At 45.1% G+C, this 26,601-nt stretch carries 23 protein-coding genes, 1 pseudogene and 1 other annotated feature; all 24 genes and pseudogenes read right to left on the reverse strand.

Annotated features, from left to right (window positions below; translation table 11 throughout):
* On the reverse strand, positions 1 to 783 hold a 783-nt coding region (locus CCU_RS06675), incomplete at its 3' end, for a sodium/glutamate symporter (RefSeq protein WP_208896059.1).
* 125 nt (positions 784 to 908) lie between these two features.
* On the reverse strand, positions 909 to 1,886 hold the full coding sequence (locus tag CCU_RS06680; protein ID WP_015534045.1) for a TAXI family TRAP transporter solute-binding subunit: 978 nt from the start codon (positions 1,884 to 1,886) through the stop codon (positions 909 to 911).
* A gap of 233 nt (positions 1,887 to 2,119) precedes the next feature.
* Complete coding sequence (locus tag CCU_RS06685) at positions 2,120 to 2,557, reverse strand: leucine-rich repeat domain-containing protein (protein ID WP_117874924.1); 438 nt, start codon at positions 2,555 to 2,557, stop codon at positions 2,120 to 2,122.
* 179 nt (positions 2,558 to 2,736) lie between these two features.
* Positions 2,737 to 3,453: a YgdI/YgdR family lipoprotein gene (locus tag CCU_RS06690; RefSeq protein WP_243017722.1), complete on the reverse strand. Its 717-nt coding sequence runs from the start codon at positions 3,451 to 3,453 to the stop codon at positions 2,737 to 2,739.
* A 273-nt stretch (positions 3,454 to 3,726) separates the two neighbouring features.
* Positions 3,727 to 4,602, reverse strand: a complete 876-nt coding sequence (gene nudC / locus CCU_RS06695; protein WP_015534047.1) for an NAD(+) diphosphatase — start codon at positions 4,600 to 4,602, stop codon at positions 3,727 to 3,729.
* A 229-nt stretch (positions 4,603 to 4,831) separates the two neighbouring features.
* Positions 4,832 to 6,553 carry a carbon starvation CstA family protein gene (locus CCU_RS06700; protein ID WP_015534048.1) on the reverse strand — a complete coding sequence of 574 codons (1,722 nt, stop codon included), beginning with the start codon at positions 6,551 to 6,553 and terminating at the stop codon, positions 4,832 to 4,834.
* A gap of 85 nt (positions 6,554 to 6,638) precedes the next feature.
* Positions 6,639 to 6,927: a binding site (T-box leader), on the reverse strand.
* Positions 6,928 to 7,093: 166 nt separating this feature from the next.
* Positions 7,094 to 8,032 (reverse strand): DMT family transporter, encoded by a 939-nt coding sequence (locus CCU_RS06705; protein WP_015534050.1) that lies wholly within the window; start codon positions 8,030 to 8,032, stop codon positions 7,094 to 7,096.
* A gap of 59 nt (positions 8,033 to 8,091) precedes the next feature.
* Positions 8,092 to 8,238: pseudogene (locus tag CCU_RS06710) on the reverse strand (polar amino acid ABC transporter ATP-binding protein); the annotation flags it as partial.
* 153 nt (positions 8,239 to 8,391) lie between these two features.
* Positions 8,392 to 10,083 (reverse strand): putative bifunctional diguanylate cyclase/phosphodiesterase, encoded by a 1,692-nt coding sequence (locus CCU_RS06715; protein ID WP_015534051.1) that lies wholly within the window; start codon positions 10,081 to 10,083, stop codon positions 8,392 to 8,394.
* Positions 10,084 to 10,223: 140 nt separating this feature from the next.
* Positions 10,224 to 11,111, reverse strand: a complete 888-nt coding sequence (locus CCU_RS06720) for a DegV family protein (protein WP_015534052.1) — start codon at positions 11,109 to 11,111, stop codon at positions 10,224 to 10,226.
* Between the two features lie 245 nt (positions 11,112 to 11,356).
* Positions 11,357 to 12,400 carry an AAA family ATPase gene (locus tag CCU_RS06725; protein WP_015534053.1) on the reverse strand — a complete coding sequence of 348 codons (1,044 nt, stop codon included), beginning with the start codon at positions 12,398 to 12,400 and terminating at the stop codon, positions 11,357 to 11,359.
* 16 nt (positions 12,401 to 12,416) lie between these two features.
* The gene (gene pnuC, locus CCU_RS06730) at positions 12,417 to 13,151 is read right to left on the reverse strand and encodes a nicotinamide riboside transporter PnuC (RefSeq protein ID WP_015534054.1); all 735 of its coding nucleotides are present in this window, start codon (positions 13,149 to 13,151) and stop codon (positions 12,417 to 12,419) included.
* A 46-nt stretch (positions 13,152 to 13,197) separates the two neighbouring features.
* Entirely contained in the window at positions 13,198 to 13,527 is a 330-nt protein-coding gene (locus CCU_RS06735) for an NrtR DNA-binding winged helix domain-containing protein (protein WP_015534055.1), read from the reverse strand.
* 29 nt (positions 13,528 to 13,556) lie between these two features.
* The gene (locus tag CCU_RS06740; protein WP_015534056.1) at positions 13,557 to 14,120 is read right to left on the reverse strand and encodes an NUDIX domain-containing protein; all 564 of its coding nucleotides are present in this window, start codon (positions 14,118 to 14,120) and stop codon (positions 13,557 to 13,559) included.
* A gap of 33 nt (positions 14,121 to 14,153) precedes the next feature.
* On the reverse strand, positions 14,154 to 14,669 hold the full coding sequence (locus tag CCU_RS06745; protein ID WP_015534057.1) for a cysteine hydrolase family protein: 516 nt from the start codon (positions 14,667 to 14,669) through the stop codon (positions 14,154 to 14,156).
* Between the two features lie 299 nt (positions 14,670 to 14,968).
* Positions 14,969 to 16,147: a sugar transporter gene (locus CCU_RS06750; protein ID WP_015534058.1), complete on the reverse strand. Its 1,179-nt coding sequence runs from the start codon at positions 16,145 to 16,147 to the stop codon at positions 14,969 to 14,971.
* A 202-nt stretch (positions 16,148 to 16,349) separates the two neighbouring features.
* Positions 16,350 to 17,315, reverse strand: coding sequence for a carbohydrate kinase family protein (locus tag CCU_RS06755; protein ID WP_015534059.1), 966 nt, complete (start codon positions 17,313 to 17,315; stop codon positions 16,350 to 16,352).
* 21 nt (positions 17,316 to 17,336) lie between these two features.
* The gene (locus CCU_RS06760) at positions 17,337 to 18,815 is read right to left on the reverse strand and encodes a glycoside hydrolase family 32 protein (RefSeq protein ID WP_008402272.1); all 1,479 of its coding nucleotides are present in this window, start codon (positions 18,813 to 18,815) and stop codon (positions 17,337 to 17,339) included.
* A gap of 21 nt (positions 18,816 to 18,836) precedes the next feature.
* Positions 18,837 to 19,856 carry an ABC transporter permease gene (locus CCU_RS06765; RefSeq protein WP_015534060.1) on the reverse strand — a complete coding sequence of 340 codons (1,020 nt, stop codon included), beginning with the start codon at positions 19,854 to 19,856 and terminating at the stop codon, positions 18,837 to 18,839.
* A 1-nt stretch (position 19,857) separates the two neighbouring features.
* Entirely contained in the window at positions 19,858 to 21,357 is a 1,500-nt protein-coding gene (locus tag CCU_RS06770; RefSeq protein ID WP_015534061.1) for a sugar ABC transporter ATP-binding protein, read from the reverse strand.
* 145 nt (positions 21,358 to 21,502) lie between these two features.
* Positions 21,503 to 22,519, reverse strand: coding sequence for a sugar ABC transporter substrate-binding protein (locus tag CCU_RS06775; protein WP_015534062.1), 1,017 nt, complete (start codon positions 22,517 to 22,519; stop codon positions 21,503 to 21,505).
* 506 nt (positions 22,520 to 23,025) lie between these two features.
* A complete protein-coding gene (locus CCU_RS06780; RefSeq protein WP_015534063.1) occupies positions 23,026 to 25,023 on the reverse strand; it encodes a LacI family DNA-binding transcriptional regulator in 1,998 nt (665 codons plus the stop codon).
* A gap of 33 nt (positions 25,024 to 25,056) precedes the next feature.
* The gene (bsh, locus tag CCU_RS06785; RefSeq protein WP_015534064.1) at positions 25,057 to 26,037 is read right to left on the reverse strand and encodes a choloylglycine hydrolase; all 981 of its coding nucleotides are present in this window, start codon (positions 26,035 to 26,037) and stop codon (positions 25,057 to 25,059) included.
* Between the two features lie 31 nt (positions 26,038 to 26,068).
* Positions 26,069 to 26,497: a GNAT family N-acetyltransferase gene (locus tag CCU_RS06790; protein WP_208896061.1), complete on the reverse strand. Its 429-nt coding sequence runs from the start codon at positions 26,495 to 26,497 to the stop codon at positions 26,069 to 26,071.
* Positions 26,498 to 26,601 lie beyond the last annotated feature (104 nt).

Raw genomic sequence — 26,601 nt, forward strand, 5'->3', positions numbered from 1 at the left:
CTCTCCGATATTTCTGATGACCGCAGCCGCGATCATCGCACCTATATATATAGGAAATGTAAGTCCTGTCTTTGTGAGGAGTTCCGATATGATGGTTCCTATTCCTACTGCTATGATGAGCTGAAACACTGCTGCCGCATACATATTGGTATGACGCTCATGTTTCTTCTCATCCTCAACCAGTATACTGTCGTCCTCGGCAACTGCAGTATCCAGAAGTTTCTTCCTGTCTATGAGTCTCTTGCCAATAGGGCCACCTATAAGACTTCCTGCGATAAGTCCAAATGTTGCCGCAGCCGTGCATATAGTTGTTGCCCCCTTGACATCAAAATCCTCCAGCACCGGGCCAAACGCTCCTGCAGTTCCATGACCACCTACCATAGGTATAGATCCCGTGCAGAGTCCAACAAGCGGATCAAGATGTAGCAGCTTACTCACCCCGAGCGCCAGAAAATTCTGGGACACTATAAGCACCACAACCAGTCCAAGGAATATGAACAACGACTTTCCTCCGCTCTTTAAAACCTTGAGATTCGCCTGGAATCCAACGGATGTGAAGAAGAATACCATGCACACCTCTCTCAGCGTATCGTCAAATGTAAATTCTGCTATGCCAAGACTGTAACACACACAGGTCAGGACTGCGAAAAGCAGACCTCCTATGACCGGCGCCGGTATGCAGAATTTCTCCAGGAAATTAATTCTTTTCTTCAAAAACTGTCCCAATATAAGTACCAGAACTGACACCGCCAGTGTCTGATACATATCTATCTGTATCTCCATGTAAGACCTCTCTTATCTATATTATATACACATGCAGACATCCGTGATCAGATACCTTCTTAATCCAATATCATCTGCATATATTCTTTTCCGCATTCAGTATATTTATTATCAGCAGCTGACAACTACTGTTCAGCCGGGATCTCTATTCCTTTTTTCTGATAATAAACTTTCGCACCATCATGAAATGGAATGGTCACGTTCTTCACAGCCTCACTCTCATCTATCTGGAAGGTGAGTGCTATTGAATACTGGATATCCTGCGCATGTTCAAAGAGAAGTCCTGTGAGCTCCTCCACTATCTTCTCATCCATATCATCCCTGGCGAGGAGCACTGCTCTGACACCGAGTGTCACAACATCCTGAGTCTGTCCCTCGTAGGTTCCCGCTGGTATGGTGTAATCCGTATAGAAGCCGTACACGGATTTTAGTCTGTCCCTGCATTTGTCATCTATTCCGATGAGCTTTACGTCACATTCCTTAGACAGCTCCTCGATCACCGAGGTCTGTATACCTGCTGTACAAAAGAATGCATCTATCTGTCCTGATTTGAGTTCATTTGCCGCATCCACATAATCGAGATTAACCGTGTCCACAAGGGATTCCACAAGTCCGGTCATCTTAAGTATCTGCTCTGCATTTCTCTGGGTACCGGACTCCTCCTCACCCACAGAAATCTTCTTGCCCTGAAGATCATCCAAGCTGTCTATTCCCGAGTCAGCTCTCACCACGATCTGACACGCCTCAGTGTACAGGCTGGCAACTGCCGAGTACCCTCTGTACCTCTTCTTGTCCGTGGCGCCTGTTCCGTTGTAGGCCGCATCCACCAGATCCGCCTGGGCTATCGCCATGTCCACATATCCGTCGGACAGAAGCCTGATATTCGCCGTGGAGCCTGCAGTAGCCTTTACCTCAAAATCAAGATCCTCATCCTCCGAGGATGCTATCTGCGCAAATGCGTTGGAGAACGCATAGTATCCGCCGCCAACTCCCGCGGCTCCCAGCTTCACGGAATCACTGCCGATGCCACACCCGGCAAGGGAAAGTGTCATCAGAATGGCTGTTCCCACTGCAACCATCCTCTTTATCTTTTTCAGTTTCATTTCATTTTCCTCCTTACGTGACTTGGCGAAAGATCTTTCTCTTCGCTATTACCACCACCATACAACAATCCCGTATAACACGAAATAAAGGGCTTATCGCCCTTTATTATCGCCGTCCATATACCATGTACATCATTATTGTTATTTTACAACTATATTTAACAAAATGATATGGATAATTGTATTTTATATCTATAAAATCATCCTGAATCCGTCTATGAGAGCTATATTATTTACTTTTTTATAATTTTTACGCCCTTATCTGCATCAATAATGCCGCCCTTCGCTGTAAGCTTTTTATTCTTTCTGACATCCAGCTTAGTCAGTTTGTTAGGCTTGCAGAACAGTTTTTGAAGACTTCTGCTCTTGCTTACATTCAAGGTCTTTAAGCTATTATTACCACAATACAATGTTCTGAGTTTCGGTGTGTTTCCGGTCGACAGAGCTGTAAGCTTATTATAATCACAGTTGAGTTTTTCCAGTTTCTTGTTTCCCGAAAGATCTAGTGATGTGAGATTATTGTGTCCACAATCAAGATACTTAAGATTCGGGAAATACTTAATTCCCTTAAAACTGCTGATCTTCCAATATTTCGCACTTATTAATGTTGCATTATTCCGCTCTTTCTTTGATAAATAGCCATCGCTGTTGGTGTCAAAATAATACTTCACATATAACCTGCATTTCTATTGTATATAAGTAAACTTAAAAGTCAACTCCGTATTGCTGCTTATTATTTTTATCATATTTTATTTTCTTGCAAATGCCGGAGCACTCCGGAATATAAACAAAATAAACGGCGGAGTCATTGTCTCCGCCGTTTATTTAAAACACATATATCAAAGTGACTTTACCACTCGTGCACCTCTACTTCTAACCCCCACGTGCTGAACAGTGAATCCGCAGCCTCCTCCACAGTCTGACCATCAGGAAGTGCCATGTAACTTCCACTCACGCTCACTATTCCGTCACCACAGTTACTATAGGCTATCCACAGTGCACATTCCTCCCCAGCTGGGATCACCCACACCTGATCCAGCACCGGTTCACTTACTACATACGCCTGATCATACCTAAGTATTGATGAGGCCGCCAATGCACTCGCTCCCCCAGCGCTGGCGGTCACATAATTTCCAAATGCCAAGCACGCATTTTTTTCAACACGGTCTCTGGCCGTATCGGACAGGGACGTTTCACCATCAGTCTGCCCCATAATGAATTTTGCTGCTTTATCCGAGATTATCACAACTGCAATCTTGCCACTTGTGTCGGCTATATTATCCCCCCAGTCACTTGCGACTTCAGCAACCTCGTCACTTCCGCCCATTATCTTTATATAAGCTTCATCATTTGCAAGTTCGTTCACCGAAGCCGCCACATCTAGGGCAGTCTCCTTGAACCACTCCTCATCCGGTGTATTGACCTTGAACTTTCCTTGACTCTCTATACCCGATTTGGTTCTATCTGTTTTATCACTGCTTACCACTGATGAACATCCCGCAAGTCCCACCAGTGCCGCAAGCACACATATCACAATTCCTGTCTTTTTCATATTCCATTTACCCATTTTTTCTCGATATAAGCCCATTTTTAATGTCTTATTATATAAAGAAACATTCTCCCATATTTTTCTCAAGTATCCATATCCTCGATTTGTCTATAATACAATAACTCCATACATTTACACAACCGTTTAAAACTTAAATAATCTTTTTTCTGCCCGTAGGGTATTTGTAGTGCGTCCTGCAATAAACAGCGATCTTAACTCCGTGTGTAACTTGAAAACGACAATGACCACCCGTCCGGATATTCAATGGATATTACATCTTAGCTCTACTTGTCACTTAAACACTTCCTGTCCGTGCTCTTTAAAGTATACCATCATCTCATGTGTGAGACTCAGGTGCTCCGGATAGTCTGGAATATCATCACGGTTCACCCACTCTCCGGTTGCAAGCTCTTGTCTGTCTATGGTCAGATGTCCATCACCGCCCTCCGGTATGTCTGCCTGACAGAAATAACCCATGAGAAGATTGCTGTCATAGCCCCATGGCTGTGACTTGTAATAAGTGATATTCTTAACGCTGATGCCGACCTCTTCCATGACTTCTCGTCTGACTGTCTGCTCAGCGCTCTCTCCTATCTCGGTAAATCCCGCAATCAGGGCATATCTCTTGTATTCTCTTCCAGCATATGTGGTAAGTATTATCCTGTCGCCGTCGATCACACCCACTATAACAGCCGGGGCTATGACAGGAAATATCAGCCTGCCACAGGACGGACATCTGAGCATCCTCTCTTTTTCATCATATACAGTTCTCTCTCCACAGGCGCCGCAGAACCTGTTGGTTCTGTACCACAGTGACAGATGCCAGCCGGTAGCCGCCGCAAGCACCGCAGCCTTCGGTTGGCACGCCCTTGTCTTATACATGCTTCGGTAATCATATCCCGGAGCTGTCAGTCGGTTATCTCCATTCCACAGAAAATATGCAGTATCATCTATTGAAAAGAGATAAACCAGATCCCCTATTTTCCTATCGCATCCGGTTATTTTCTGCAGTTCTCCATACGTCATAAACCCAAGCAGGTTCTCATTATCCATAACTTTCGCAAATATCATTTTCTCAGAAAAAGAGAGAACCATATCGTGATCCTCTGGTTCTCTCCTGTTACTATATTGATTATTAAACCTCTGTGGTTCTATATCCTGTATCATACCTATATTTCCTCCACTATTCCAGATGTCCAAAGATCTCAAAGAGAATGATATCCCTCATTTTCCCTATTATTTTCCTTCAAAGACTTCAACCTGTCAATCCTTAATGTTGGTTACAGCCATGCCATGTAAACATAAAAAATCAGACAATCGGTATTTCACCAATTGCCTGATTTTTTGGTAGTTATTATATTTAAAATCTTTATCGGGGATTCCCCCCACTCATCATTTAAGCCTCTGCCTTCTCAGCATTCTCCTTCTTCATAAGAACGAGCTTCTTGATACATGTGATGGCCACGATGATACCAAGCACGATAAGGAATACTGCTACTATAAGCTGAAGTCCCTCTACAAGGAATGTTGCTGTTCCAGCCTGGAACTTCTGTACATTGCCTATTACATTGAGCACGATAGCTGTAAATGTAACAGCAAGCATTATCAGCATAGGTGGGTAGAGCATTGCGTGCTTTCTGTTTGTTGCCTTGAGGAATACTGCTACGCCTATAAGTACAAGGGCTGCAAGCATCTGGTTTGCTGATCCGAAGAGTGGCCATACATTTGAATATCCACCCTTGCAGAGAAGATAACCAAAGAACAGTGTTATAACTGTTGCAAAATACTTGTTTGTAAGTATCTTCTGCCATACAGGCATCTTGGATGTATCTGTTGTGTCTCCCATGAAGAGCTCCTGGAATGACATACGTCCGATACGTGCAACTGAGTCAAGTGATGTAAGAGCAAGTGCTGATACACACATTGTCATGAATACATTTGCAACTGAGTTTGGAAGTCCGAACTTCTCGAGGAATCCTGCGATACCCTGTGAGAAGATCTGGAAAGGTGTAAGACCCTCTGGAGCCTTGCCGCCAACTGCGACAGCACCAACTACTATAAGTGAGATAACTCCGAGGAGCGTCTCAAGGATCATTGCGCCATAACCTACGAAAAGCATATCTTTTTCATTTCTTACTGTCTTAGATGATGTTCCTGATGAAACAAGGCTGTGGAAACCGGAAACCGCACCACAGGCGATCGTTACAAACAATGTTGGGAACAGATAACTCTTAGCTCCTGTTGATGATACAACTGTGAAACCATTGAATGCATTCAGGTTCATATCAGGATGTCCTACCAGAACTCCGACAAATGCACCAACTAACATACCGATGAGCATGAATGTTGTCATGTAATCTCTTGGCTGCATGAGTAACCACATTGGAAGAACTGATGCGAGGAAGAGGTAAGCCATGATTACGTAATTCCACTGGTCACCATTTAAGTACCAAGGACATTTCATACCTACTGCAAACATTGCAACGATGAGGACGATGGCTACTATAGCTTTGAGCCACTCCTTCATATTCTTGCATGTCTTCATAACCACACCGAATACCATGGCTACTACTATGAACAACATTGAAACTGTTGCCGCTGCAGCACCATTGAAGTTCTTTGTCACAGCTCCGTCAGTGCCTGCTGTGAAACCGTTAAATGTCGATGAAACCATCGATGTAAATGCTGCTATAACAAGAAGTGTGAACAGCCAGCAGAACAGTGAGAAGAATCTTCTTCCTGCCTTGCCTATGTACTTCTCGATGACAAGTCCTATTGACTTACCACCATTTTTAACTGATGCATAAAGTGAACCAAAATCCTGAACTGCACCAAAGAATACGCCTCCGACAAGCAGCCAGAGTAAAACTGGAACCCATCCGAACATAGCTGCGATGATAGGTCCCTGGACAGGACCGGCACCTGCTATCGATGAAAACTGATGTGCAAATACTGTAAGCTTTGATGATGGTACATAATCCTTGCCATCCTCATTTGCAACTGCTGGGGTCTTTGCATTTGGATCTACACCCCATTTCTTTGCAAGCCATCTTCCATAGCCAAGATAGCCAGCACCTAAAACTACTACTGCGATAAGAACAATTACCAAACTATTCATATCTTTCTCCTTTCTCACGCCTTATGACGATATCTCATTTTTTGCAAAGAGTAAATAAAAAAAGGCTTTCGTCTTTATGCAATCTCATAAAGACGAAAGCCTGTATACTTCCGCGTTACCACTTTATTTGCCATCATAAAAGGATGACCTCTCTGACCTTATCTCGCCTGACCACTACTCACTGTCTATTGAAATAAGTTTCTATGTAACGGTAGAAAACCGGTGACACCTAATGTCTCTGGCATCTCATGACCAGGGAATTCAGTGCACTGCTCGCAGAGGATAATCATCAAGGACATACACCGTCTCACACCAACCGGCGGCTCTCTGAAGTATGCGATCTTTGACGACCGTATTCTGTTCTTTGCATTTGCTCTTTGTTCGGTACCTAAACTAGCACTGAAGTATTTTAATGTCAACCCATTTTTGCAAGTAAATAAAAACTCGCATTTTTTTCAAGTGTTTCAGCGTTATATGTACGCCTGCGGCATATTCTTTCTTGTGAAAACAAAGTATTTTTATCATCGGCTCTCAAGACGTTCATGCCATCTCTTTCTTTCCTCGTCCGACCGGGATCTGTGCCAGAAGTATTGCGGCAAATATCAGCCCGCATCCTGCAAGCTGTCTTACCCCCATACGTTCTCCAAGGATGATCCAACCGGCAATGACAGAGAATACCGACTCAAGGCTCATGATCATTGAAGCGACAGTGGGATTTAGTCCGTTCTGTCCAACTATCTGAAGTGTATATGCCACGCCACACGACAACACTCCTGCATAGAGTATCGGAATCCACGCACTCAATGTACCGAGAGGCTGCACCCATGCCGCAATTCCAGCCACACTATGATGCATCTCCGAGAAAAACGCCGGGAATATGCTGAGAATCCCGCATACCCAAAACTGTATACATGACATTCTGACTCCATCCACAAGCGGTGAGAAATGGTCTATCACTAGTATATGTACTGCAAAAAGCAATGCACATACAAGCACCATAAGATCACTGCTCTGAAATGACAGTGAGCTGCTCATACAAAGCAGATAAAGCCCCACCACAGCTATAACTATTCCAAGCCATATATTCCAGCCACATTTCTTCTTCAAAAACAGACTCAGAATTGGAACCAGCAATATGTAACACGCTGTGAGGAATCCCGCTTTTCCCGCCGGTGTTCCCATATAAAGTCCAAGCTGCTGTGCAGAGCTTGCCAGGAACAGAACAGTTCCACAGCATATACCTCCAATCACAAGTCTCTTTCTATCTGATCTATTACTCGGTTTCCTATCAGATGGTTTTACCCTGTCAATTATAAATATGACCGGTATAAGAACAGCACCGCCAATCAGTGACCTTATTCCGTTGAAAGAGAATGGTCCAACCGCATCTCCTCCCTGTCTCTGCGCAACAAAGGCTACGCCCCATATAAAAGCTGTCAAAACTAGCAGCAGTGAATTCCTTACCTGTCTACTCTTCATCTGTGAAACCTCTCGTTCTTTTTAATCCGTGCCACAGCATACAACATACAGGCACTCTATTATGTGTTGAGAATTGAACTGAGAAAAGCCTTTGTCCTGTCATTCTGCGGATCCCCGAACAGCTGCTCCGGAGTTCCATCCTCAACTATGATCCCATCGGCCATAAATATAACACGGTCAGCCACTTCCCTGGCAAACCCCATCTCAAGCAGCAGTTTTTGCTGTGTTTCTTTATCAATCCTCCCAACAGTTTTATCATTTTCCCGGTGAAGAAACAAGTCCCCATGTATATATATTTTACCGTTTTACTACATACACAAAAAGCGGCAATGGAGTTCATATGGCTCCATTGCCGCTTTTTAATATCCCGATTCCAGCCTTTGCTCAAATTCATCCTTTGGCAGGGGCTTGTCAAACACATATCCCTGTACTATATCACAGCCAAGCTTTTCCAGATAGTCAAGCTGCTGAGTTGTCTCAACGCCCTCCGCAACTGACTTTTTCCCGAGCCGGCCTATGAGATCTATTATGCTTGCAAACATCACTATATCCTGATGCTTATTATTGTTTACATCGTCAAAAGGTATCAGCGATTTGTCTATCTTGATGGTATCAAGGTCAACCTTTTTGATCATGTTGAGCGAAGAAAATCCTGTACCAAAATCATCTATAGATGTACTTATGCCTCGTTCCTTGAGTCTTCCTATCACGCTGGACATGATCTCATAATTCTGATAATCCTCACTTTCTGTGAGCTCTATCTCAATATAGCTTCTGTCTATCCCAAATCTGTCTATGGTACCGGTTATTCGTTCTACCAGATCGCCTTCTTCCAGATGTCTTCTGGAAAAATTGACTGATACAGGCACAATCTTCAGACCTTTATCCAGTCTGCTCTTCAAAAAACCGCATACCTGCTCAAGCATATAATAGTCAAGTCTGCACACGCTGCCCTCTCTCTCAAACTGCGGTATAAATCTCGCAGGTGTAACCACCTGTCCATCTCTCACCCAGCGGACAAGTGCCTCCGCACCATATATACTTTTATCCGCAATCCTCACCTTTGGCTGATAATATACTACAAATTCGCCCGCAGCAAGTGCCTGGGGAAAAGCAGCCAGAATCTCCTGATCATCCATAAGTTGCTTCTGAATCTCTTTTGTATATACCACTATAGAGCCCGCTCCGGTTTTTCTTGCTGCCTGATACGCAATGCTGGTTCTGGCCATAACTTCCCTCGGCTTATCAACGCCTTCCAGGCAGGCTATACCCGCTGTAACTCCCAGCTGTAATTCTCTTTTGACAGATCTGAACTCATGACTCATATGAACATCTTTAATCTTGCTTATAAAATCAGACGCATTCTCATTACGACAGATTACAACAAAATTATCTCCTCCAAGCCTTGCTATCTCCTCATCGCTGTCAAGATATGACTTCACCATATGCGCATAATTTCTAAGTATCACATCTCCCTGTGAATAATCAAAAACCTTATTCACATACTTGAAATTGTGGATATTAAAAAATATGCCTGTATAATCACCAATCCGTCCGTTTTTTATCAGATTCACCGCATAATACATCAGGGAATTCTGATTGGCAACACCCGTGTTGATATCTGTATTCATGATCTTTTCAAGCATGCACTGAGCCAATGTCCGGTTGTACTGAATAAATATCTCCCTAAATATAAACCTGTGTGTCTGTATCTCCTCTTCTGAATAACCCGGACCATATGGATAATCCTTGATAAACACAGTACCACCGGTTCTGATCTTCATCTCTATATCAACGGGGGTACCCAATTCAGCCCCTTCTTCCTCGTATAATACCGCGCTGCTTCTTTCTCCAAGCGGCATAAACCTGTTTTTCGGAATATCAACAGTAATCTCCGCCTTTCCCAGCCTGAGCCTGTCAGCAATAGCAGCAAGACCATTCCTTATACACTGGATTCTCTGTTGCTGTGTATCCGCGTCCCCGCTTATGCACTCGAAGAATTCTTTCATCTGACTGTCCATTTGTAAGCTTTTATCAATTGTATTATCCATTCTCTCTCCTCCAGCCTTCGCCACATAGCCCGTATCGTCCGGTCTTAAATATCAAAATCGGCCCAAGCGCATCAAAAATTAATAAATATAAACTCTTCCTATATTATAGCAGTGGAAAAATGAATGCACAATGTATTATCCTACCCCTGACGTCTTTTGCCCCAGAAAAACAAGGCAACTGTGCCAGGTCCTGTATGGCTTCCTATGGTAGTTCCTATATAATTGATCTCCACCTTGCCGTCAAGTTTTGGAAATTTCTCCTCAACAAGCCTTGCCACAGCCTCGGCATCCTCCATACATGCAGACTGCGATATATAGCACTTGCCGGAATAATCAAGCCCATCCTGTGCATTCTCCTCCATGCGCTTTACTATCTCCTGAATAACCTTCTTTTTACCTCTTATCTTTGATCTCGGTATCAGCCTGCCCTCGTTATCCATGTTGAGAAGTGGACATATTCCAAGTATTGTGCCAACCGTTCCAGCAGTCTTGGATATTCTTCCGCCTCTGATATAAAACGTGAGATCTGTTGAGAAGAACCAGTGGTTCAGGTCCAGCTTATGCTGTTCTATCCAGTCATGCAGCTCGTCTATGGACCTGCCTTCATCTCTCATGCCTGCCAGCGTGTCCATGATCAACCCATAGCCCGAGGAAGCCCCCAGGGAATCTACCACATAGAGTTTCCTGTCAGGGAATTCTTCCTCCAGATCCTCCCTGGCAATATTTGCAGAGTTTATAGACCCACTTATTCCCGATGACAATGTCAGGTGAAGTATGTCATACCCCTGTTCAAGATAAGGTTTCCAGAAATCATAATATTCATCTGAATTCACCTGCGAGGTCTTCGTAGCCGCACCCTCTGTCATCTTTCTGTAAAATTCCTCAAATGGCATGGTCTGTCCCAGGTCATCAGGATGCTCCACACCATCAAGCTCGTAGTGAAAGCATATATATTTTACGTCTATTTTGTCAAAATGCTCCTTTGAAAGATCTGCTGTTGAGCAGCAGCTCAAGATAAACTTTGCCATGTTTGTCCACCTCTCCAATATATTTATGATTACTTTTTTACATTCGCGTTTTCTTTTGATCTAGTATTAGCATTTTCTTTCGATTTAACATCCACTTTTTCTTATCATCGTTTCTTGCTTACTATTGTATCATCATCTGTACTTTATTCATAGTCATAAATACGATAAAAAACAGGCAAAAATACCCACAACACGTTGTTTTAAAAACCATGTCATGGGCGTTAATATATATGATCATTTGTCATTTAAAATACAGTGGTTATCGCAAGTCGTTCCTCAATCAGTTTTTTCGCAGTGTTGAACCGGTCAAGATAATCTCCCAATATCGTCTCACAGTGTACCCCATACTTGTCAAACCACGCCTTGAGCAAATCGCTGTAATGCCTTCTCTCCCGCATTATATCCTCATTCCGGGTCCCGTCCTGGACAAAATCCGTTCCATCAGGATCAAGGAACAGCACCAGATCCCATTCATTTGTTGCATTTATCATACCTGCCATATCCGTGAGCCTGCGTTTTTGTTCGTCATCATCCATGAGCAGATCACAATAGAATCCTGTGGTCAGCGCATCGGTATCCACAAACAACAGTCTGTTGCTATGCCTGGCTGCCCTGCGGACCTCGTCCTTCTGTCTGATGAAGTTCTCCACCAGATCATCTTCAACCATGAACTCCTCTCCACCCGCATACTCACAGGTGTCACGCCCTATCTCCCGTACAAAATTTGTGTTATATGCCAGTGCAAGATTCTCAACCAGTGTAGATTTTCCTGTGGATTCACCGCCGACCACCAGAACCTTTCTGACGTAGTGATCCCTGCATACCTTTGGAATATACTCCCAGTGTGCCGTCGCCCACTCACGGATCTCTGTCGAGGATACCGGAACCTCCGCCCTGTCAAAGTACACGACCTCACTCTCCGGACAGTACAGGCTCTCAAATCTGCCGGTTCCAAGATAATCCGAACCACAGAACACTGCATCTATAGGCTTTCCTATCGTGTCCTTGATATCCTGTGCTCCCTTTTCCCAATAATAATCCGTATTATATTCTTCTTTTGAGACCGCCTTATCCTCTATCATGATTATCTTCACATTTGGCAGATGTCTTGTACTGTTAAGTATCCAGCGATATCTCAGTTCCTTTGAGGCAGACTCTCTGCCCTCACACCAGCTTATCATCACATACAGTTCCTCACACATCGCCGCAGCACGTATGATGTCGTGGATATGTCCTATGTGAAGCGGATCAAACGAACCCCCATACATTCCTACCTTATATCTATACATAACTTGTCAGCCTCCCTTACTCTGTTGCCGTGCCGTCTTCGAAAACGTGTACTTCGTCCAGGCGATTTCTTCTGACCTCACGTTCCCATCTGACACACATAATAACGGCATTTCCAAGGTACACTATCCACATGAGCAGCGTTGCTATGTTGTCATTGCCACTCACAAAGTTTTGTGCCCACATATATATTGTAAACACATCTACCGCAATCCATATCCACCACTGCTCCGCGAACATTCTTACAGATACAACCATCGCCACAACCGATGAAACCGTTGTAAACGCATCCACAAATGGCATGGCATCCCCGAGTCTCTTTAACAGCAGCCCATACAGAAATGTGCCAAGTGCCACCGCCAGCACCATGAATATCCTTCCCACCGCCTTCATGTGTTTCTTTCTGACCTCATGCGTCTCATCATTCATATGCCTTGACCACACATAGAATCCAACAAACTGCATAGGCACATAATATAGCGCATTGAGCATCGTCTCTCCGTACAGTGCAGCCTTATACGATATAACCGCGTAAAGCACAGTATTCACAAGACCGAATATGTACGCTGACAACTTTCCTTTTCCCGTGCACACTACACAGACCACGCCTGTGGTGGACGATATGATCCCCATAACCGTATCATCCCAATATATGGACAGCCCCACGATGACTGCACATGCGATAAGCAGCCAGGTGACCTCCAGCTTCTTCCAGCCCTCTATCTCATTTTTTATAAATTTCTTAAATGTCATCTATTCATTCCTCCCTTTTAAACATCAATCCACTACACTATAGTCTCTACTTCCTTGCATCATTCCTTCGTGTGAACAGTTTGGCAGGTCTGTATCTCTCACCGGACTGATATGCATCAGTCTCCTCAACATATTCCACAATCTTTCTTCTGAAGTTAGGTGTGGTAAGTTCCATGTCCCATATCTGTTCATATACATTCTGAAGCTCAGTGAGTGTAAATCTATCCGGCAGCAGGTCAAATGCCAGCTTCATATCTCTCCTGACATCCTCCCGCAGTCCGAGCACCGCTTCCGTTATGATTCTTGCGTGGTCAAATGCCAGTCCTTCACATTCCTCTATATAGTAACTGTCCGAGCTTCGTCCGCATGAGCTCATATCTGTTCTGCGCAGCACTGCAGTAAGTTTTATATCAGAGTCTGCATTCTTGAGGACCAGCCTGTATCTTTTCCCGTTTTGGACTTTATATGAGCTTCAACTTCATTTTTCGCAATTTCTTCGCCTGTGCCTGACACCTCTGTCAGTTCAACCGTAAACCATCTTGCATCCTGTGCATCATCTCCTGCCTTAAGGCTACAGGCTCCGGCGTTCATAAGTGCCATATAAGTTGATGATATGACCCAGCCTCTCGGGTCTCTGCCCGGCTCGCCATACACTCCGACAAGCTTTACATATGCATCTCCTATACCGGTCTCTTCGCAAAGCTCTCTTCTGGCCGAATCTATGACATCCTCACCTTTTCTGCAGAACCCACCGGGCATAGCCCAGCTTCCTTTATATGGGAATCCACCTCTTCTTATCAGTAGTATCTTGAGCTTCTTCTCCTGAAGTCTTCTTACATCCTCGCACTCGTCATCCTTCATAACTGAAAATACAACCACATCCGCGGCAACAGATGGCCTGTCATATTTTGTCAGGTCATATCCGGCAAGGAATTCCTTCTCTTCGTCACTCATCTCATATGTCTTCATACGTATGCTTCATCCTCCTTTATATTTCCGCCGTTATCTGATTATGTCCACCTGACACATCGACATGGTGGCAAGCGCAGCCTCATGACTCTCCGGTGTCACCCCGGCACAGCACTTCGCATCCACCTTGACATTTATATCCGGGTACAGAGCCTTGATGATCAGAGCATTCGACACGACACATATATCCGTACAGAGACCTACCATCTCAACATCCTGAAGGTCGAAGTCCCCCCATCCTGTATATCCAAAGCTGGTCTTGTTGATGTATATAGCTCCCGGGACTTCAAGACCAGCTGCGATCTCCCAGCCCTCAGTTTCCTCTATACAATGCGGAACCGGGAGATGACGACCTTCGTTTGTCTCCATGTAGTCCTCATAATGCGTATCCCTTGTGAAGATGATCTCATCCCCGCGGTCAGCATACTCTCTTATCTTTGCTTTCACATTTTCCACGATGGCTGCTGCCTCCTTTGTGCCTAGTGCCCCATCAATGAAATCATTCTGCATATCAACTACTATAAGTGTCTTTTTCTTGTTTTTGTCCATAATTTTTTCTCCTTTTCACATTCAACTTTCTGCTTTCATGAGGGAATCCACAAAGGCGCGGATTCCTTATAAAGCATATAAGTACATATACATGTGCCCTCACCGCCGCCATTATTATCGTTTTGATAATATCTCCCGGTTATTTGTATGATATTATCATTTTGATAATATGTCAACCCATTATTTGAAACTTACTAAAAAACGGCAGTCCTGACATGCCATGTTCCAAGCCGAACCCGCATGCCAGCACTGCCGCGCTATTATATTTCAATTACATTTAATTATATGCAAATACTCTGTCAGTTCACACTCTGTCTCAATTTTCTTAGAAGTACAAATGCAAAGAACAGCACCGATATAACCGCGAACACCGCACCTACAAAACCGATATATGATATCGCGCCCTTGTCGCACACAATTCCGCCGATCCAGCTTCCACCTCCGATACCGAGGTTGAAAAGTCCTGAATATATGGCAGTCGCCACTGCGGAACCCTTCTCATCAACACTTCTGATGACCTCCGACTGCGTGGTCACATTGAACGCCATGGCTGTTATTCCCCAGAATGCACATAGGAGTACCATGGTCGCCAACGTCTTTGACGCCGGAAGCAGAAGCAGCAGCCACACAAGAAGAGTTGCCATGACTGTACCGATGAATGCAAATCTGTGCTTGTCATAAAGCTTTGAGAACAGATAGCTTCCGAGAAGTCCCATCGCTCCAAATATCAGGAGCACTACAGTGATGACATTGTTCTGGAGCTTTGCAACCTGCTGCATAAACGGCTCTATATAACTGTACACCGTGTAGTATCCAAGCACGAACAGTATCGTCTGAATATACAGGCAGATGAGCACCGGATTCTTCAGAAGAGCAGGGAGATCCTTCACATGGAACTGCTCTCCGCTTGCGATCTTAGGGAATACAAATGCCATGTACACCAGAACCGCAAATGCTATGATTCCAACGATGAGGAATGTAACTCTCCATCCCATATACTGTCCAACAAGTCTTCCAAGCGGAAGTCCGGCTATAGTAGCTATGGATGTTCCAGTCACGACCATGCTCAGTGCAAATGATCTGTGTTCTTCATTTACAAGTCTTATGGCAACCGGTGAAGCTATCGACCAGAATATCGCATGGGTACACGCAACGCCTATACGCGATGCCATGAGCACTCCGTATGTCGGCGCGATCACGGACATGATCTGGCATATTCCAAACAATGCGATCGTTCCCATGAACAGCTTCCTGAAATCTATCTTCGACACAAGAAGTATGAGCGGCAGGGACAACAGCATGACTATCCACGAATACACTGTGATAAGCATTCCCGCCTTCGACTCCGATATGCTGAACGACTTTGCAATGTCTGTCAGCAAGCCAATTGGCATAAATTCCGATGTGTTGAATATGAACGCCGAGACGGTCATTCCCACAAGCGGAAGCATTTCTTTTCTCGTCAATCTACTCTTCATATTTATTCCTCTTCCTAATAATATGTGGTATATATGATTATTTTTTTGTTCACCAGCCACATATTATAGGAAATGGAATTATGAGTCAATGCACTTTTGAATGGTTATACTGTCCAAATGTTAGATTGTACAAAAAAGAAGGCCGGAAACTCTCCGGCCTTCAGGGTTAAGGGAAAATTTTATGTGAAAAATTGTAGTACACTTACTTTACTGTGAGTCTCTCAAATGTCTCGCTCTCTTCAGGAATCGATCTGAGTCCTCCGCGCTTCTCGACACACAGGCTCGCAACCGCATTTCCGTATCTTGCACACTCTGCAAGCTCATCTATACTGAACTCCTCCAGTCTCTTATCCGCTCTGACAAGCTGTGATACAAATGCTCCCCAGAATGAATCTCCAGCCCCCGTCGTATCTACCACATGGCTGACGAATCCGGGAACCTTCCGGCTTCCATCCCTGCTGCATATCAGCACACCCTCACTTCCCAGGGTGACCGCAACAAGTCTGACGCCGCTTCCCAGAAGATACTCTGCTGCCTCTTCCGGATCGGAAAATGGTGTGAGTAGCGCTGTTTCCTCGTCCGAAAGCTTCATTATATCTACAAATGGAAGAATACTCTTCATCCTCTCCATCGCATTTTCTCTGCTGTCCCACAGCGGTGCTCTGTAGTTCGGATCATACGATATCACCGCGCCGTATTTCTTTGCCTCCTTCACCGCCTGAAACGTGGTGGTCCTTGCCGGTTCATCCGTGAGAGACAGCGAACCTATATGGAACACCTTTGTGTCTCTTAGCAGGTCGGCATCCACTTCCTTGTAACAGAGCATCGTGTCCGCTCCCGGCTTTCTGGCAAATGAGAATTCACGCTCTCCGTTCTCATCCAGAGTGACAAATGCCAAAGTGGTAAATACCGTGTCATCGACAACTATACCTCTGGTATCTATCCCTGCCTGCTTTGCCGTCTCAACAAGGAAATTGCCATGCATGTCATCCCCGACCTTTCCTATAAACGCGGTCTTAAGTCCGGCCTTGCTGACTGCCGTGAGCATGTTCACCGGAGCTCCTCCGGGATTCTGCTCGAAGAGCTTCATCCCGGAATCAGTGCTTCCGGCAGGGGTAAAGTCTATCAGGAACTCACCAAGAGCCACAACATCATATTTCTTTTCCATGTTGGATCCTCCTTGTGAATTTTACTTTCCTGTGATCTCTATGTCATAGAATTCTACTCTTGCATCCTGTGCCAGAAGTCCCGTCTCAAACTCAGGCTTCGCATATATTCTGTATGTAAACGCCACCTGTTCTCCGACAAATACCTCCACCATATCATGGTCAACGATGATCTTCACATCTATCTCGCTGCCCTCTGTTATGTCAAATGTCTTCTCGCACACTCTGACTCCATCAGGGCCCGGCTCCGTTGCAGGAGGCACAGCCTGACAGGACTGAACCCAGAACGGGTCAACTCCCATAGGAAGATTTACCAGTGACACTCTCTGCATGGCCACATCGAACTCAAGGAGAAGGCATCCGCTTGCTTCCTTGTCTGACTTGAGCAGTATACCGAAATGGTCATACACCTCTCTAGGCATGATCTTGCACTTCAGCATGTAGCTCTCCTCGTTGTGTCCAAGGAATCCGTATGTACATGTGCTTACTGAATCCATCTCAACCAGTCTGTCTCCGTGAAGCTCTGCATTTCCAAGTACAGGGATGTAATCCCATGCCACAGGCTTCTCAAATACATGCTCATATTCCTTTGGAAGCTTTACGTCAAGTCCTCCATCCGCTGTGGCAACTACCTCATGCGGCACGCAGAAGGTTCCGCCCCAGTACCATTCACCTCTGTCGCTTCTGTCTGCTCTGTCGTGAGCCCAACCGAAGTAGAAGCGTCTGCCGTCATCATCCTGCATGGACTTGGCTGCGTAGAATCTTCTTCCGCCTATGCCATCCTTCTTTGGCTTTCTCCATGGGCCAAATGGTGACTTTGCAACTCTGTATATTGTATTTACATATTCTGAGAATCTTGAGTATGAGAGATACCAATTGTCTCCCATCTTGTACATCTCAGGGCACTCAGGACAGTTGGTGTGTCCCGGTGAATATATCGGTCCGTAATATTCCCAGTTGACCAGATCCTTTGATCTGTAGAGAACTATACATCCTCTTCTGGTTATCGGCATATCCAACCTTCTCGCTGATATGAGGATCCAGTAACATTTGTCCTCCTCATTGTAGAATACATATGGATCTCTCCAGTCAAGCTTCTCGTAAAGCTCTATCATAGGTGTGATGACCGGATTGGCTGCATCCTTCACCCACGTGATTCCATCGTCGCTTGTAGCGTGGCATATGGTCTGCTGATACTCTGCGGTGAGGCAGTAGCCTGTATAGAATGCATGGTATTTGCCCTCGCCGTATATGACTGATCCAGTCCATACTCCTGATGCATCCGGCTCGTCGCCCTCGCCCGGATAGAGCGCTGTAGGAAGCTCCTCCCAGTGCACCAGATCATCTGATACACTGTGGCTCCATGTTGTTCTGAGTCTTGCCGGGTACACTGTTGTTCCCGGAGGGGAAGTCAGTGAGAATATATGATATTTGCCCTCGTGGTAGAAAGGTATTGCATCTCCCGTGGAATCCGCGAAGGACATCTTTCTAAAAATCTCCATATTATCAGTCCTCTCTTTCTACTAGTTTGCTGCCAGTTTCTTCTTCTTGAGAAGCTCAAGCTTGCCCTTCTGTCCATCAAGGAGTACCGCACATGCGATGATAAGACCCTTGATGATGAGCTGCCAGTATGATGACACTCCGATAAGGTTAAGACCATTTGAGATGATTCCGATGACCATGGCACCAAATACGGTTCCACTGATCCTTCCTTTACCTCCTGTCATGGATGTTCCGCCAAGTACGCAGGCTGCGATGGCATCAAGCTCGTATCCGCTTCCTACTGAAGGCTGGCCTGAGTACATTCTTGAACAAAGTACAAGTCCTGCAAATGCTGAGAGAAGTCCAGATATTGTAAATACTATGATCTCTATCTTCTTGATAGGTACACCTGAGAGTCTTGCAGCCTCGCGGTTACCACCTATCGCATATACATATGTTCCAAACTTTGTCTTACTGAGGATGAAGCTGAACAGTATGATGAGCACTACCATGTACACTACAGGGAGTGGGATCACATTGAACAGGTATCCTGTTCCGATCTCGATGAAGATCTTGTTGGTGATACGTGTTGACTGTCCACCTGTGTAGACATAAGCTATACCACTTGCTATGTTCATCATGGCCATTGTGATGATGAATGCTGGCACCTTGAAGTTAGCAACTATAAAACCACTTATAAAGCCCGCTGCTGTACCAACCAGAAGTCCTGCTACTATGGCAACGCCGAGAGGGAGTCCCTGGTTAACTATAAATCCTACGGTCAGGGTTCCAGACATGGCTACTATCGATCCAACTGACAAGTCAATGTGTCCAAGTATTATTATCAGTGTCATTCCAAGTGCTATGTATGTGTTGATCGATATCTGTCTAAGCACTGATATGATGTTGTTGGTCGTGAGGAACTTGTCCGTGGCAAGTGCTACCGCCACACACATGATTATCAGAACCACTATGATTCCTATGTTGCCCTTGACTATGGATGTCAGGGGATTGTTCTTTAATATAGAAGTTGCTTTTGAATTCTTCTTTGTCTCGCCCATATTATTCGATACCTCCTGCAGCGTATTTCATTATCTCTTCCTGTGAGAGCTCGTCCTTTGACAGCTTCTTCACGAGTCTTCCGGCTCTGACCACACATACGTTGTCGCACATGTTGATGATCTCAGGAAGCTCACTGGATACCATGATTATCGCTATGCCTTCCTTTGCCAGTTCATTGATTACTGTGTATATCTCAAATTTTGCATTTACATCCACGCCTCTGGTCGGCTCATCCAGAATAAGTACATCCGGCTTGGTCGCGAGCCATTTGCCCAGAACCACCTTCTGCTGGTTTCCACCTGACAGGCTGCCCGCCTCAATCTCTGGCGATGCCGCCTTTATCCTAAGTCTCTGTGAATAATGGTCTATTACCTCGCCGCGCTTCTTCTCGCTTATTGCGATTCCATTCATATAGAATCTGAGGGATGAGAGTGTGAGGTTGAATGCCACGCTGTTGCCGAGTACCAGTCCCTGTTTCTTTCTGTCCTCCGGAACCAGTGCTATGCCTGCCTTGATAGCCTGCATTGGATTCTTGAAGTGAACCGGCTTTCCTCCGAGTATCACCTCTCCCGATGTAGGCCGTGTCGCGCCAAATACCGCCTCCATGATCTCACTTCGTCCGGCACCGACCAGACCTGAGAAGCCCAGGATCTCGCCCTTGTGTACCGAAAAACTTATATCTTCAAAGACACCTGTCTGGGAAAGATTCTTTACCTCCAGAGCAACCTCTGCCTTGTCCATGTCGCAGTAATCTCTTGCATAGAAGCTCTCCAGATCTCTTCCTACCATCATCGCAACCAGCTCATTCGGGCTTGTCTCTGATGTCTTTTTTGTTCCTACGTATGCACCATCCCTGATGACGGTAACTCTGTCAGATATCCTGAAGAGCTCCTCCATTCTATGGGAGATGTAGATTATACTTACCTGTTTCTTTCTGAGATTCTCAATAATCTCAAATAACTGCTCCACCTCTTCATTTGAAAGTGATGAGGTAGGCTCATCCATAACTATGATCTTACCGTTGAATGAGACCGCCTTGACGATCTCCACCATCTGCTGCTGTGCGATGGTCAGATTTTCTACTATAGTGTCTGCTTTTATATTCACACCGAGGGATGATATCATCTCCTCTGCTCTTCTGTTCATCTCTGCAAAGTCCAGCGTTCCGAGCTTTGTCCTTATCTCTCTGCCGAGAAACAGATTCTGTGCCACCGAAAGATATGGAACAAGTACGATTTCCTGATGTATTATTCCTATACCATTTTCTCTGGCAGCCGGAACTCCGTTGATCTTGACCTCCTTGCCATTTACCTTGATGATTCCGCTGTCGGGCTGGTAAATTCCGCCGAGGACCTTGATCAGTGTGGACTTTCCTGCACCATTCTCACCGAGCAGTGCATGTACCTCTCCCAGCTCAAGGGAAAAGTCGATGCCACTTAAAGCATATATTCCGGAGAAGCTTTTCTTTATCCCTATCATTTCCAGAACTGTCTGTCCCATATTAAACCTCCAAGTTTCTAAAATAGATCTTTTGTTATCCTGCTTTTTCGGGATCTCGGCCGGAGATCTAAGATCCCCGGTCTCTCCCGTATTATATACACCTACGTTGTGTCATGTATGTCCAGCCGGGGGCAGCCCCGTGCTGTTACTGCCAATCGTTAACTGTCTGCTCAGCCTCATCCTTGAGTACGAGGTGTGAGTCAAGATATACCTTCTTCTCGTCGATCGTTGTATCTCCGCCCACATACTTCTGTGCTGCGTTGAATGCGTACTCAGCAATCTGTACAGGAACCTGACATGCAACTGCTGTGAACTCGCCGTCGAGGAGTGCCTTCTTGCCATCTGGTGAAGCATCGATACTGTATACACCAATCTGACCTGTCTTGTTGGCCGCCTTAACTGCTGCTGCAGCGCCAAGTGCTGAAGGATCATTGATACAGAAGAATGCCTGAAGATCTGTGTTTGCTGTGATGATATCCTCTGCAAGACTCATTGATGCATCAAGTGCAGCCTCGCCATCCTGCTGTGCCACAATATTGAACTTGTCCTTGTTGTCACCGAGACCATCGAGGAAACCATTTACACGGTCTACACAGCTCTCATTTGATGGGAAGTCAAGGATCGCAATGTCTGCTCCATCCGGATAATCCTTAACCATCTGCTCACCTACAAGCTGTCCTGCCATGTATGCATTTGTTCCAACGAACTGTGTTACAAAGTTCTCTATGTCATCCTCGATAACTGCTGTATCTACATTGAAGATTGGGATTCCTGCATCTTTGATCTCTGCAAGACCAGATGTGATACCTGCTGAATCAACTGGGATGATGAACACTGCGTCGTATCCACTATTTGCCACGTCTGATAACTGGCTGAGCTGTGTGTTCAGATCGTAGTCAGGATCAAGGCATGTATATGATATTCCGTTCGCATCGCAGAGCTCCTTGAGCTTGGCATCGATCGAACTCTGGAATGTGTTGTTGAGTGTGTTTGTACAGAATGCAAATGAAAGGTCAGATGACTTTGTGCTCTCCTGTTTTGTACCTGATTCAGATGAACCGTTGCCCGAAGCGTTCCCTGAACCTGATCCACAACCTGCCAGTAAACTGAGTGACATGCACAGACATGCTCCAACTGCTAATAACTTTTTAAATCTTCTCATAATTTTTACCTCCAATATCATGCGTTTTATTTTGCTAACTCGTTGTCGAAAAACTGTTTACAACCGGTTTAATTTACGTAAATTTTAAACTGTTTTTCGTCCTTTGCATGTTTTGATGATATAACCTTTGTCGGTTATTGTCAATATCAAGTGTTTTATTTATTGCTTATTCGTCATTATGTACAAATAACACTCGATTGCATTATAGGGTTCGCAGGTCTTTTATTATTTTTTACGTAAATATTTTACGATATGTCATACTTATGGGATTTGTAGTGTATGATTGACACCCGTTACTTGTCACCTTGTATCTTGTAATCTTGTCCTTTGTCTCCGGTACCACTTCCCCGGGAATTTTCTCTTTTGGGTGTGGTTACAGCAACTTGGACACAAAATTGTATCCTTGGGAACTTCTCAGGCGAAAAAGATACAATCTTCCAAGGTCTTGTGTGTAAACGCAAAAAATCCGCCAGAAAGATACAATTTTCTCTCTGACGGATGTCATATCACCCAAGTCTGTCCGGCATGGACTCATGGAAGATTTCCTTCCATGCAAGCCTGAGCTGTTTTGGCTCGACCTGATACGGCTGAACTCCCACATACTTTGGAAGCTGTTCTTCACTTACCAGGGACTTGGCAACAACTGCCGCAGCCGCTCTTCCCTGCTCGTATGGTCTCTGCGTGCTGAGTCCCTTGACTATTCCTTCTTCCATGCACCGGGCTATACCATGGTCAAGATCAGTTGTGAACACCGCCACATCCTCCCTGCCAAGCTCCTTGAGCGCCTTTATAGCCAGAAGCGCTGGGCGATCCCAGCTCACATACATTGCCTCAATTTCAGGATTGGCAGTTATCACATCCTTGGCTACCTGATATGCATTGGATATTTCTCCAAAGCTCCTGATCGTCACTATGTCAATATCCGGGTAACTGTCCTTGATTATTCTCTCAGCAGCATTATCCCTGACTCTTGTTCCATAGAATGCCGCGCCATGAATAATAAAACCTGCCTTTTTTTTCTTATTTTCCTTACAATATTCTCCCAACATTCTTCCCGTGTTCGTTCCATTCTCCGACTCATTTACTGATACACAGGACACATAGCTGTTCTTGGACATCCCCTCCGGAACATTGCTTATGAACACCAGCTTTGACACCTTTGAAAGCTCCTGAAACTTTTCTCTGGTACGGCTGTCATCCGCTGGAATAGCTATAACTGCATCCGGTTTCTGAAGTCTTATGCCATCGAGCTGTGCATTCTGCAGTTCCGAGTCAAAGTGCGCATCCATAACCGACACCACATCTATTCCAAACTGCTCAAGTTCCTCCCGAATTCCCTTCTCATGCAATTCTGCCCAAGACGTTCCGGTATAGTGGAAAGAGATCGCAACCCTGAAATGTCCTGCCTTTAGTCTGTGTTTCTCTTCTTTTGTCAGTACAACCGAATCCGGTGCTGCCGCTTTATCTCCAAATGGTCCATTGTCAAGCATTTTTGTGGATTTTCTGACTACAAGCTCTACATCTGCATAACAGTCATGCGATATGGCAACTCCCGTATTGATCTTCTCAAACAACATCCCAACAGCCTTGGCACTTAGTCCCTTCACATCTCTTCTCAGTATTGTAAGAGGTGGATAAGTAAGTTCAGACCAGCTCTCATCACCAAATCCAACCACAGATATCTCTCCCGGACAGTCGATTCCCATATCTCTCAGTGTCTTCATAAGATAAAGAGTTATTCTGTTTCCCCCCGCAAGTACAGCGGTCGGCCTGTATCTGCGCAGGGCTTTCTGAATAGCCAGCATGCAGTCATCCTCTCCTTTTTCCAACGTCACATCAACAATGTTTGCATCATTTGTATTTATATTGTATTTCTCCAGAGCATTCAGGAAACCTTTTGTTCTCTCATCCCTGGTGGTACTGTCCGTACTCTCTCTGAAAAACAAAACATTTTTGTGTCCACTCGCAAGCAGATAATCTGCGCCCTTAAATATAGCCTCACGGTCGCGAAACTCAACCGAGTCTATCCCTGATCCAAGTATATTTCTCTCCACGCAGACAAATGGAACACCCGACTGTATGAGTTTTGTGTAGTTAGATGCCACATCGCTCACCGGCGCATGTATGATACCGGCAACCTTCTTGTTGACCAGAAGTCCGGCAAGCACCTGCGCCTCCTCCTTGAGATCATTGTCTGTTATCGCCACAAGGAACTGATATCCCTGCACACTGACAAGCTGCTTCACATAAGCTACCATATCTCTGTATATAGTACTTTCAATGTTTGGAATGACTGCAACTATCGTGGACTCCCGTCCAACCAGCAGTTTTCTCTCCTTATCAGCTATCTTATTCTGGTATCCTGTCTCTACAATGATCTTCTCTATCTTATCCACAAGTTCAGGTCTGACGTACCTAGTCCTGTTGATGACGTGGGAAACTGTAGCTATGGACACCCCTGCCATATCCGCTATTTCTTTTATTGTAACCTTGCTTTTACTCATACAGCATCCTTTCTCCCTTGTAAGCCACATACATCAGTTCTGCCAATTGATATTCTCCCCCTGGATAAGAGGGTATCTGGCAAGCTCTGCGCCGTCCAGATTCTCCCTGTTCATATCCACTGCATTTATCTGATGACCCTCATAGGTATTGTAATAGTATATTCCCTTGTCAGCATTGCAGCAGGATGTGTATATGGTTATCTCATATTTATCAGGCGCAACCTCACAGCAGCCCCTCTGCTGATCCACAGAGCCAAGTATGTGAAAGAACTGGCTTACACTCTCAACCTCAGAATCCGCAGGCAGACTGTTCTGCTTCACAAATGCCACCCTGGCAAATCTCGACGTGGACGACAGATCCCCCGGAAGTCCTATGGCTCCCATGCCGCGGCTGTAAGTGCTCAATCCAACCTCAGGTGCAAATGTGTTCACAGGCTGCTTTGGTGACAGTCCCATATACTGATTGAGCAGGAACATCTGCTGCGGAAATGGCGGGTTGTTCGTGAGAACCCCAACAGGATTCTCATACACATGAAGTCCGTCAGCCATGCACTCCACTGTTATGGCGCCATTTCTGTCCGCGATGATCCAGTGGAGCTGCGCTGTAGGAAGCTGCTCGGAAAACGGTGTTCCTGTCAGGTTCATCCTATCCAGTGCCACCCTTGCCTCACCTACACTGGCACAGCTTCCGAGTATCCATGGAATAAACTCATACTGGGCTACATTGTCCCTGTCACCGCTCTCATCCACTTCCTGATACGCGGCATTTCCAACGAAATTCAGGCCTGCCATTCCAAGTCCCTTCTCATTTATAGCATCATAGTAGAGAGGATAGCCACCCGCCACATGTGCCATTCCTATCATGGCATAATGGCTGTCCTTCCTGCCCATATATCTGAATTCAAACGGGTAATTTCTCGGAGTCACGGTGATCTCATCGCCGTACGAGAATTCATAATCAAGTGTTCTTCCAAAATAGAAATTCTTTGTCTTATATGTCGCTGCTGTACACATATTTGTCTCCTTTCAAATCTCAACAGATAATTTATATCATCATCTCAAAGCCGTAGCAGCTCTTTTCAAAGCCATAGTGCTCGTAGAAGCCATGTGCCCCTGTCCTCGGAAGTCCGGAATCAAGGGTGATAGCCTTGCATCCCCTCTGCTTTGCAAGCTCCTTTGCATGATCCAGGAGTGCCACATCATATCCCTTGCCACGGTCCTCCTCTCTTGTTATGAGACTTGACACATAGCATGTGAGCCCCGACATCCAGAATGTATTGAAATAGTCTCCATGGCACATACCTCTGCAAATGCCTTCATCCCATAATAAAAACGCAAAGCTGCGTTCGTCATTTATGACGTCCATATATACTTTGCGTATTTCTTCCCTGTCATATGTATTATATGTCCATAATTTCTCTATAAAATCAAATACAATATCAAAATCCTCTGCTGTCGCTTTTCTGATCTCCATAATTATATTCTCCTTTCCATTGAACACCAGCCATGCAAAATTTGCCTTCGGCAAATGGCTGGCGCTACATGTCAAGTTTTCTACAGAAAACTTAGACACATCCA

It is taken from the genome of Coprococcus sp. ART55/1 (assembly GCF_000210595.1).
Classification (GTDB): domain Bacteria; phylum Bacillota; class Clostridia; order Lachnospirales; family Lachnospiraceae; genus Coprococcus; species Coprococcus aceti.

What these genes read in the sequence shown, in the direction of transcription:
- CCU_RS06680 (WP_015534045.1), bottom strand. Translation starts at nt 1,886, where the DNA reads ATGAAACTGAAAAAGATAAAGAGGATGGTTGCAGTGGGAACAGCCATT.
- CCU_RS06690 (WP_243017722.1), bottom strand. Translation starts at nt 3,453, where the DNA reads ATGGGTAAATGGAATATGAAAAAGACAGGAATTGTGATATGTGTGCTT.
- nudC (WP_015534047.1), bottom strand. Translation starts at nt 4,602, where the DNA reads ATGATACAGGATATAGAACCACAGAGGTTTAATAATCAATATAGTAAC.
- CCU_RS06700 (WP_015534048.1), bottom strand. Translation starts at nt 6,553, where the DNA reads ATGAATAGTTTGGTAATTGTTCTTATCGCAGTAGTAGTTTTAGGTGCT.
- CCU_RS06705 (WP_015534050.1), bottom strand. Translation starts at nt 8,032, where the DNA reads ATGAAGAGTAGACAGGTAAGGAATTCACTGCTGCTAGTTTTGACAGCT.
- CCU_RS06715 (WP_015534051.1), bottom strand. Translation starts at nt 10,083, where the DNA reads ATGGATAATACAATTGATAAAAGCTTACAAATGGACAGTCAGATGAAA.
- CCU_RS06720 (WP_015534052.1), bottom strand. Translation starts at nt 11,111, where the DNA reads ATGGCAAAGTTTATCTTGAGCTGCTGCTCAACAGCAGATCTTTCAAAG.
- CCU_RS06725 (WP_015534053.1), bottom strand. Translation starts at nt 12,400, where the DNA reads ATGTATAGATATAAGGTAGGAATGTATGGGGGTTCGTTTGATCCGCTT.
- pnuC (WP_015534054.1), bottom strand. Translation starts at nt 13,151, where the DNA reads ATGACATTTAAGAAATTTATAAAAAATGAGATAGAGGGCTGGAAGAAG.
- CCU_RS06735 (WP_015534055.1), bottom strand. Translation starts at nt 13,527, where the DNA reads ATGAGCTCATGCGGACGAAGCTCGGACAGTTACTATATAGAGGAATGT.
- CCU_RS06740 (WP_015534056.1), bottom strand. Translation starts at nt 14,120, where the DNA reads ATGAAGACATATGAGATGAGTGACGAAGAGAAGGAATTCCTTGCCGGA.
- CCU_RS06745 (WP_015534057.1), bottom strand. Translation starts at nt 14,669, where the DNA reads ATGGACAAAAACAAGAAAAAGACACTTATAGTAGTTGATATGCAGAAT.
- CCU_RS06750 (WP_015534058.1), bottom strand. Translation starts at nt 16,147, where the DNA reads ATGAAGAGTAGATTGACGAGAAAAGAAATGCTTCCGCTTGTGGGAATG.
- CCU_RS06755 (WP_015534059.1), bottom strand. Translation starts at nt 17,315, where the DNA reads ATGGAAAAGAAATATGATGTTGTGGCTCTTGGTGAGTTCCTGATAGAC.
- CCU_RS06760 (WP_008402272.1), bottom strand. Translation starts at nt 18,815, where the DNA reads ATGGAGATTTTTAGAAAGATGTCCTTCGCGGATTCCACGGGAGATGCA.
- CCU_RS06765 (WP_015534060.1), bottom strand. Translation starts at nt 19,856, where the DNA reads ATGGGCGAGACAAAGAAGAATTCAAAAGCAACTTCTATATTAAAGAAC.
- CCU_RS06770 (WP_015534061.1), bottom strand. Translation starts at nt 21,357, where the DNA reads ATGGGACAGACAGTTCTGGAAATGATAGGGATAAAGAAAAGCTTCTCC.
- CCU_RS06775 (WP_015534062.1), bottom strand. Translation starts at nt 22,519, where the DNA reads ATGAGAAGATTTAAAAAGTTATTAGCAGTTGGAGCATGTCTGTGCATG.
- CCU_RS06780 (WP_015534063.1), bottom strand. Translation starts at nt 25,023, where the DNA reads ATGAGTAAAAGCAAGGTTACAATAAAAGAAATAGCGGATATGGCAGGG.
- bsh (WP_015534064.1), bottom strand. Translation starts at nt 26,037, where the DNA reads ATGTGTACAGCAGCGACATATAAGACAAAGAATTTCTATTTTGGAAGA.
- CCU_RS06790 (WP_208896061.1), bottom strand. Translation starts at nt 26,497, where the DNA reads ATGGAGATCAGAAAAGCGACAGCAGAGGATTTTGATATTGTATTTGAT.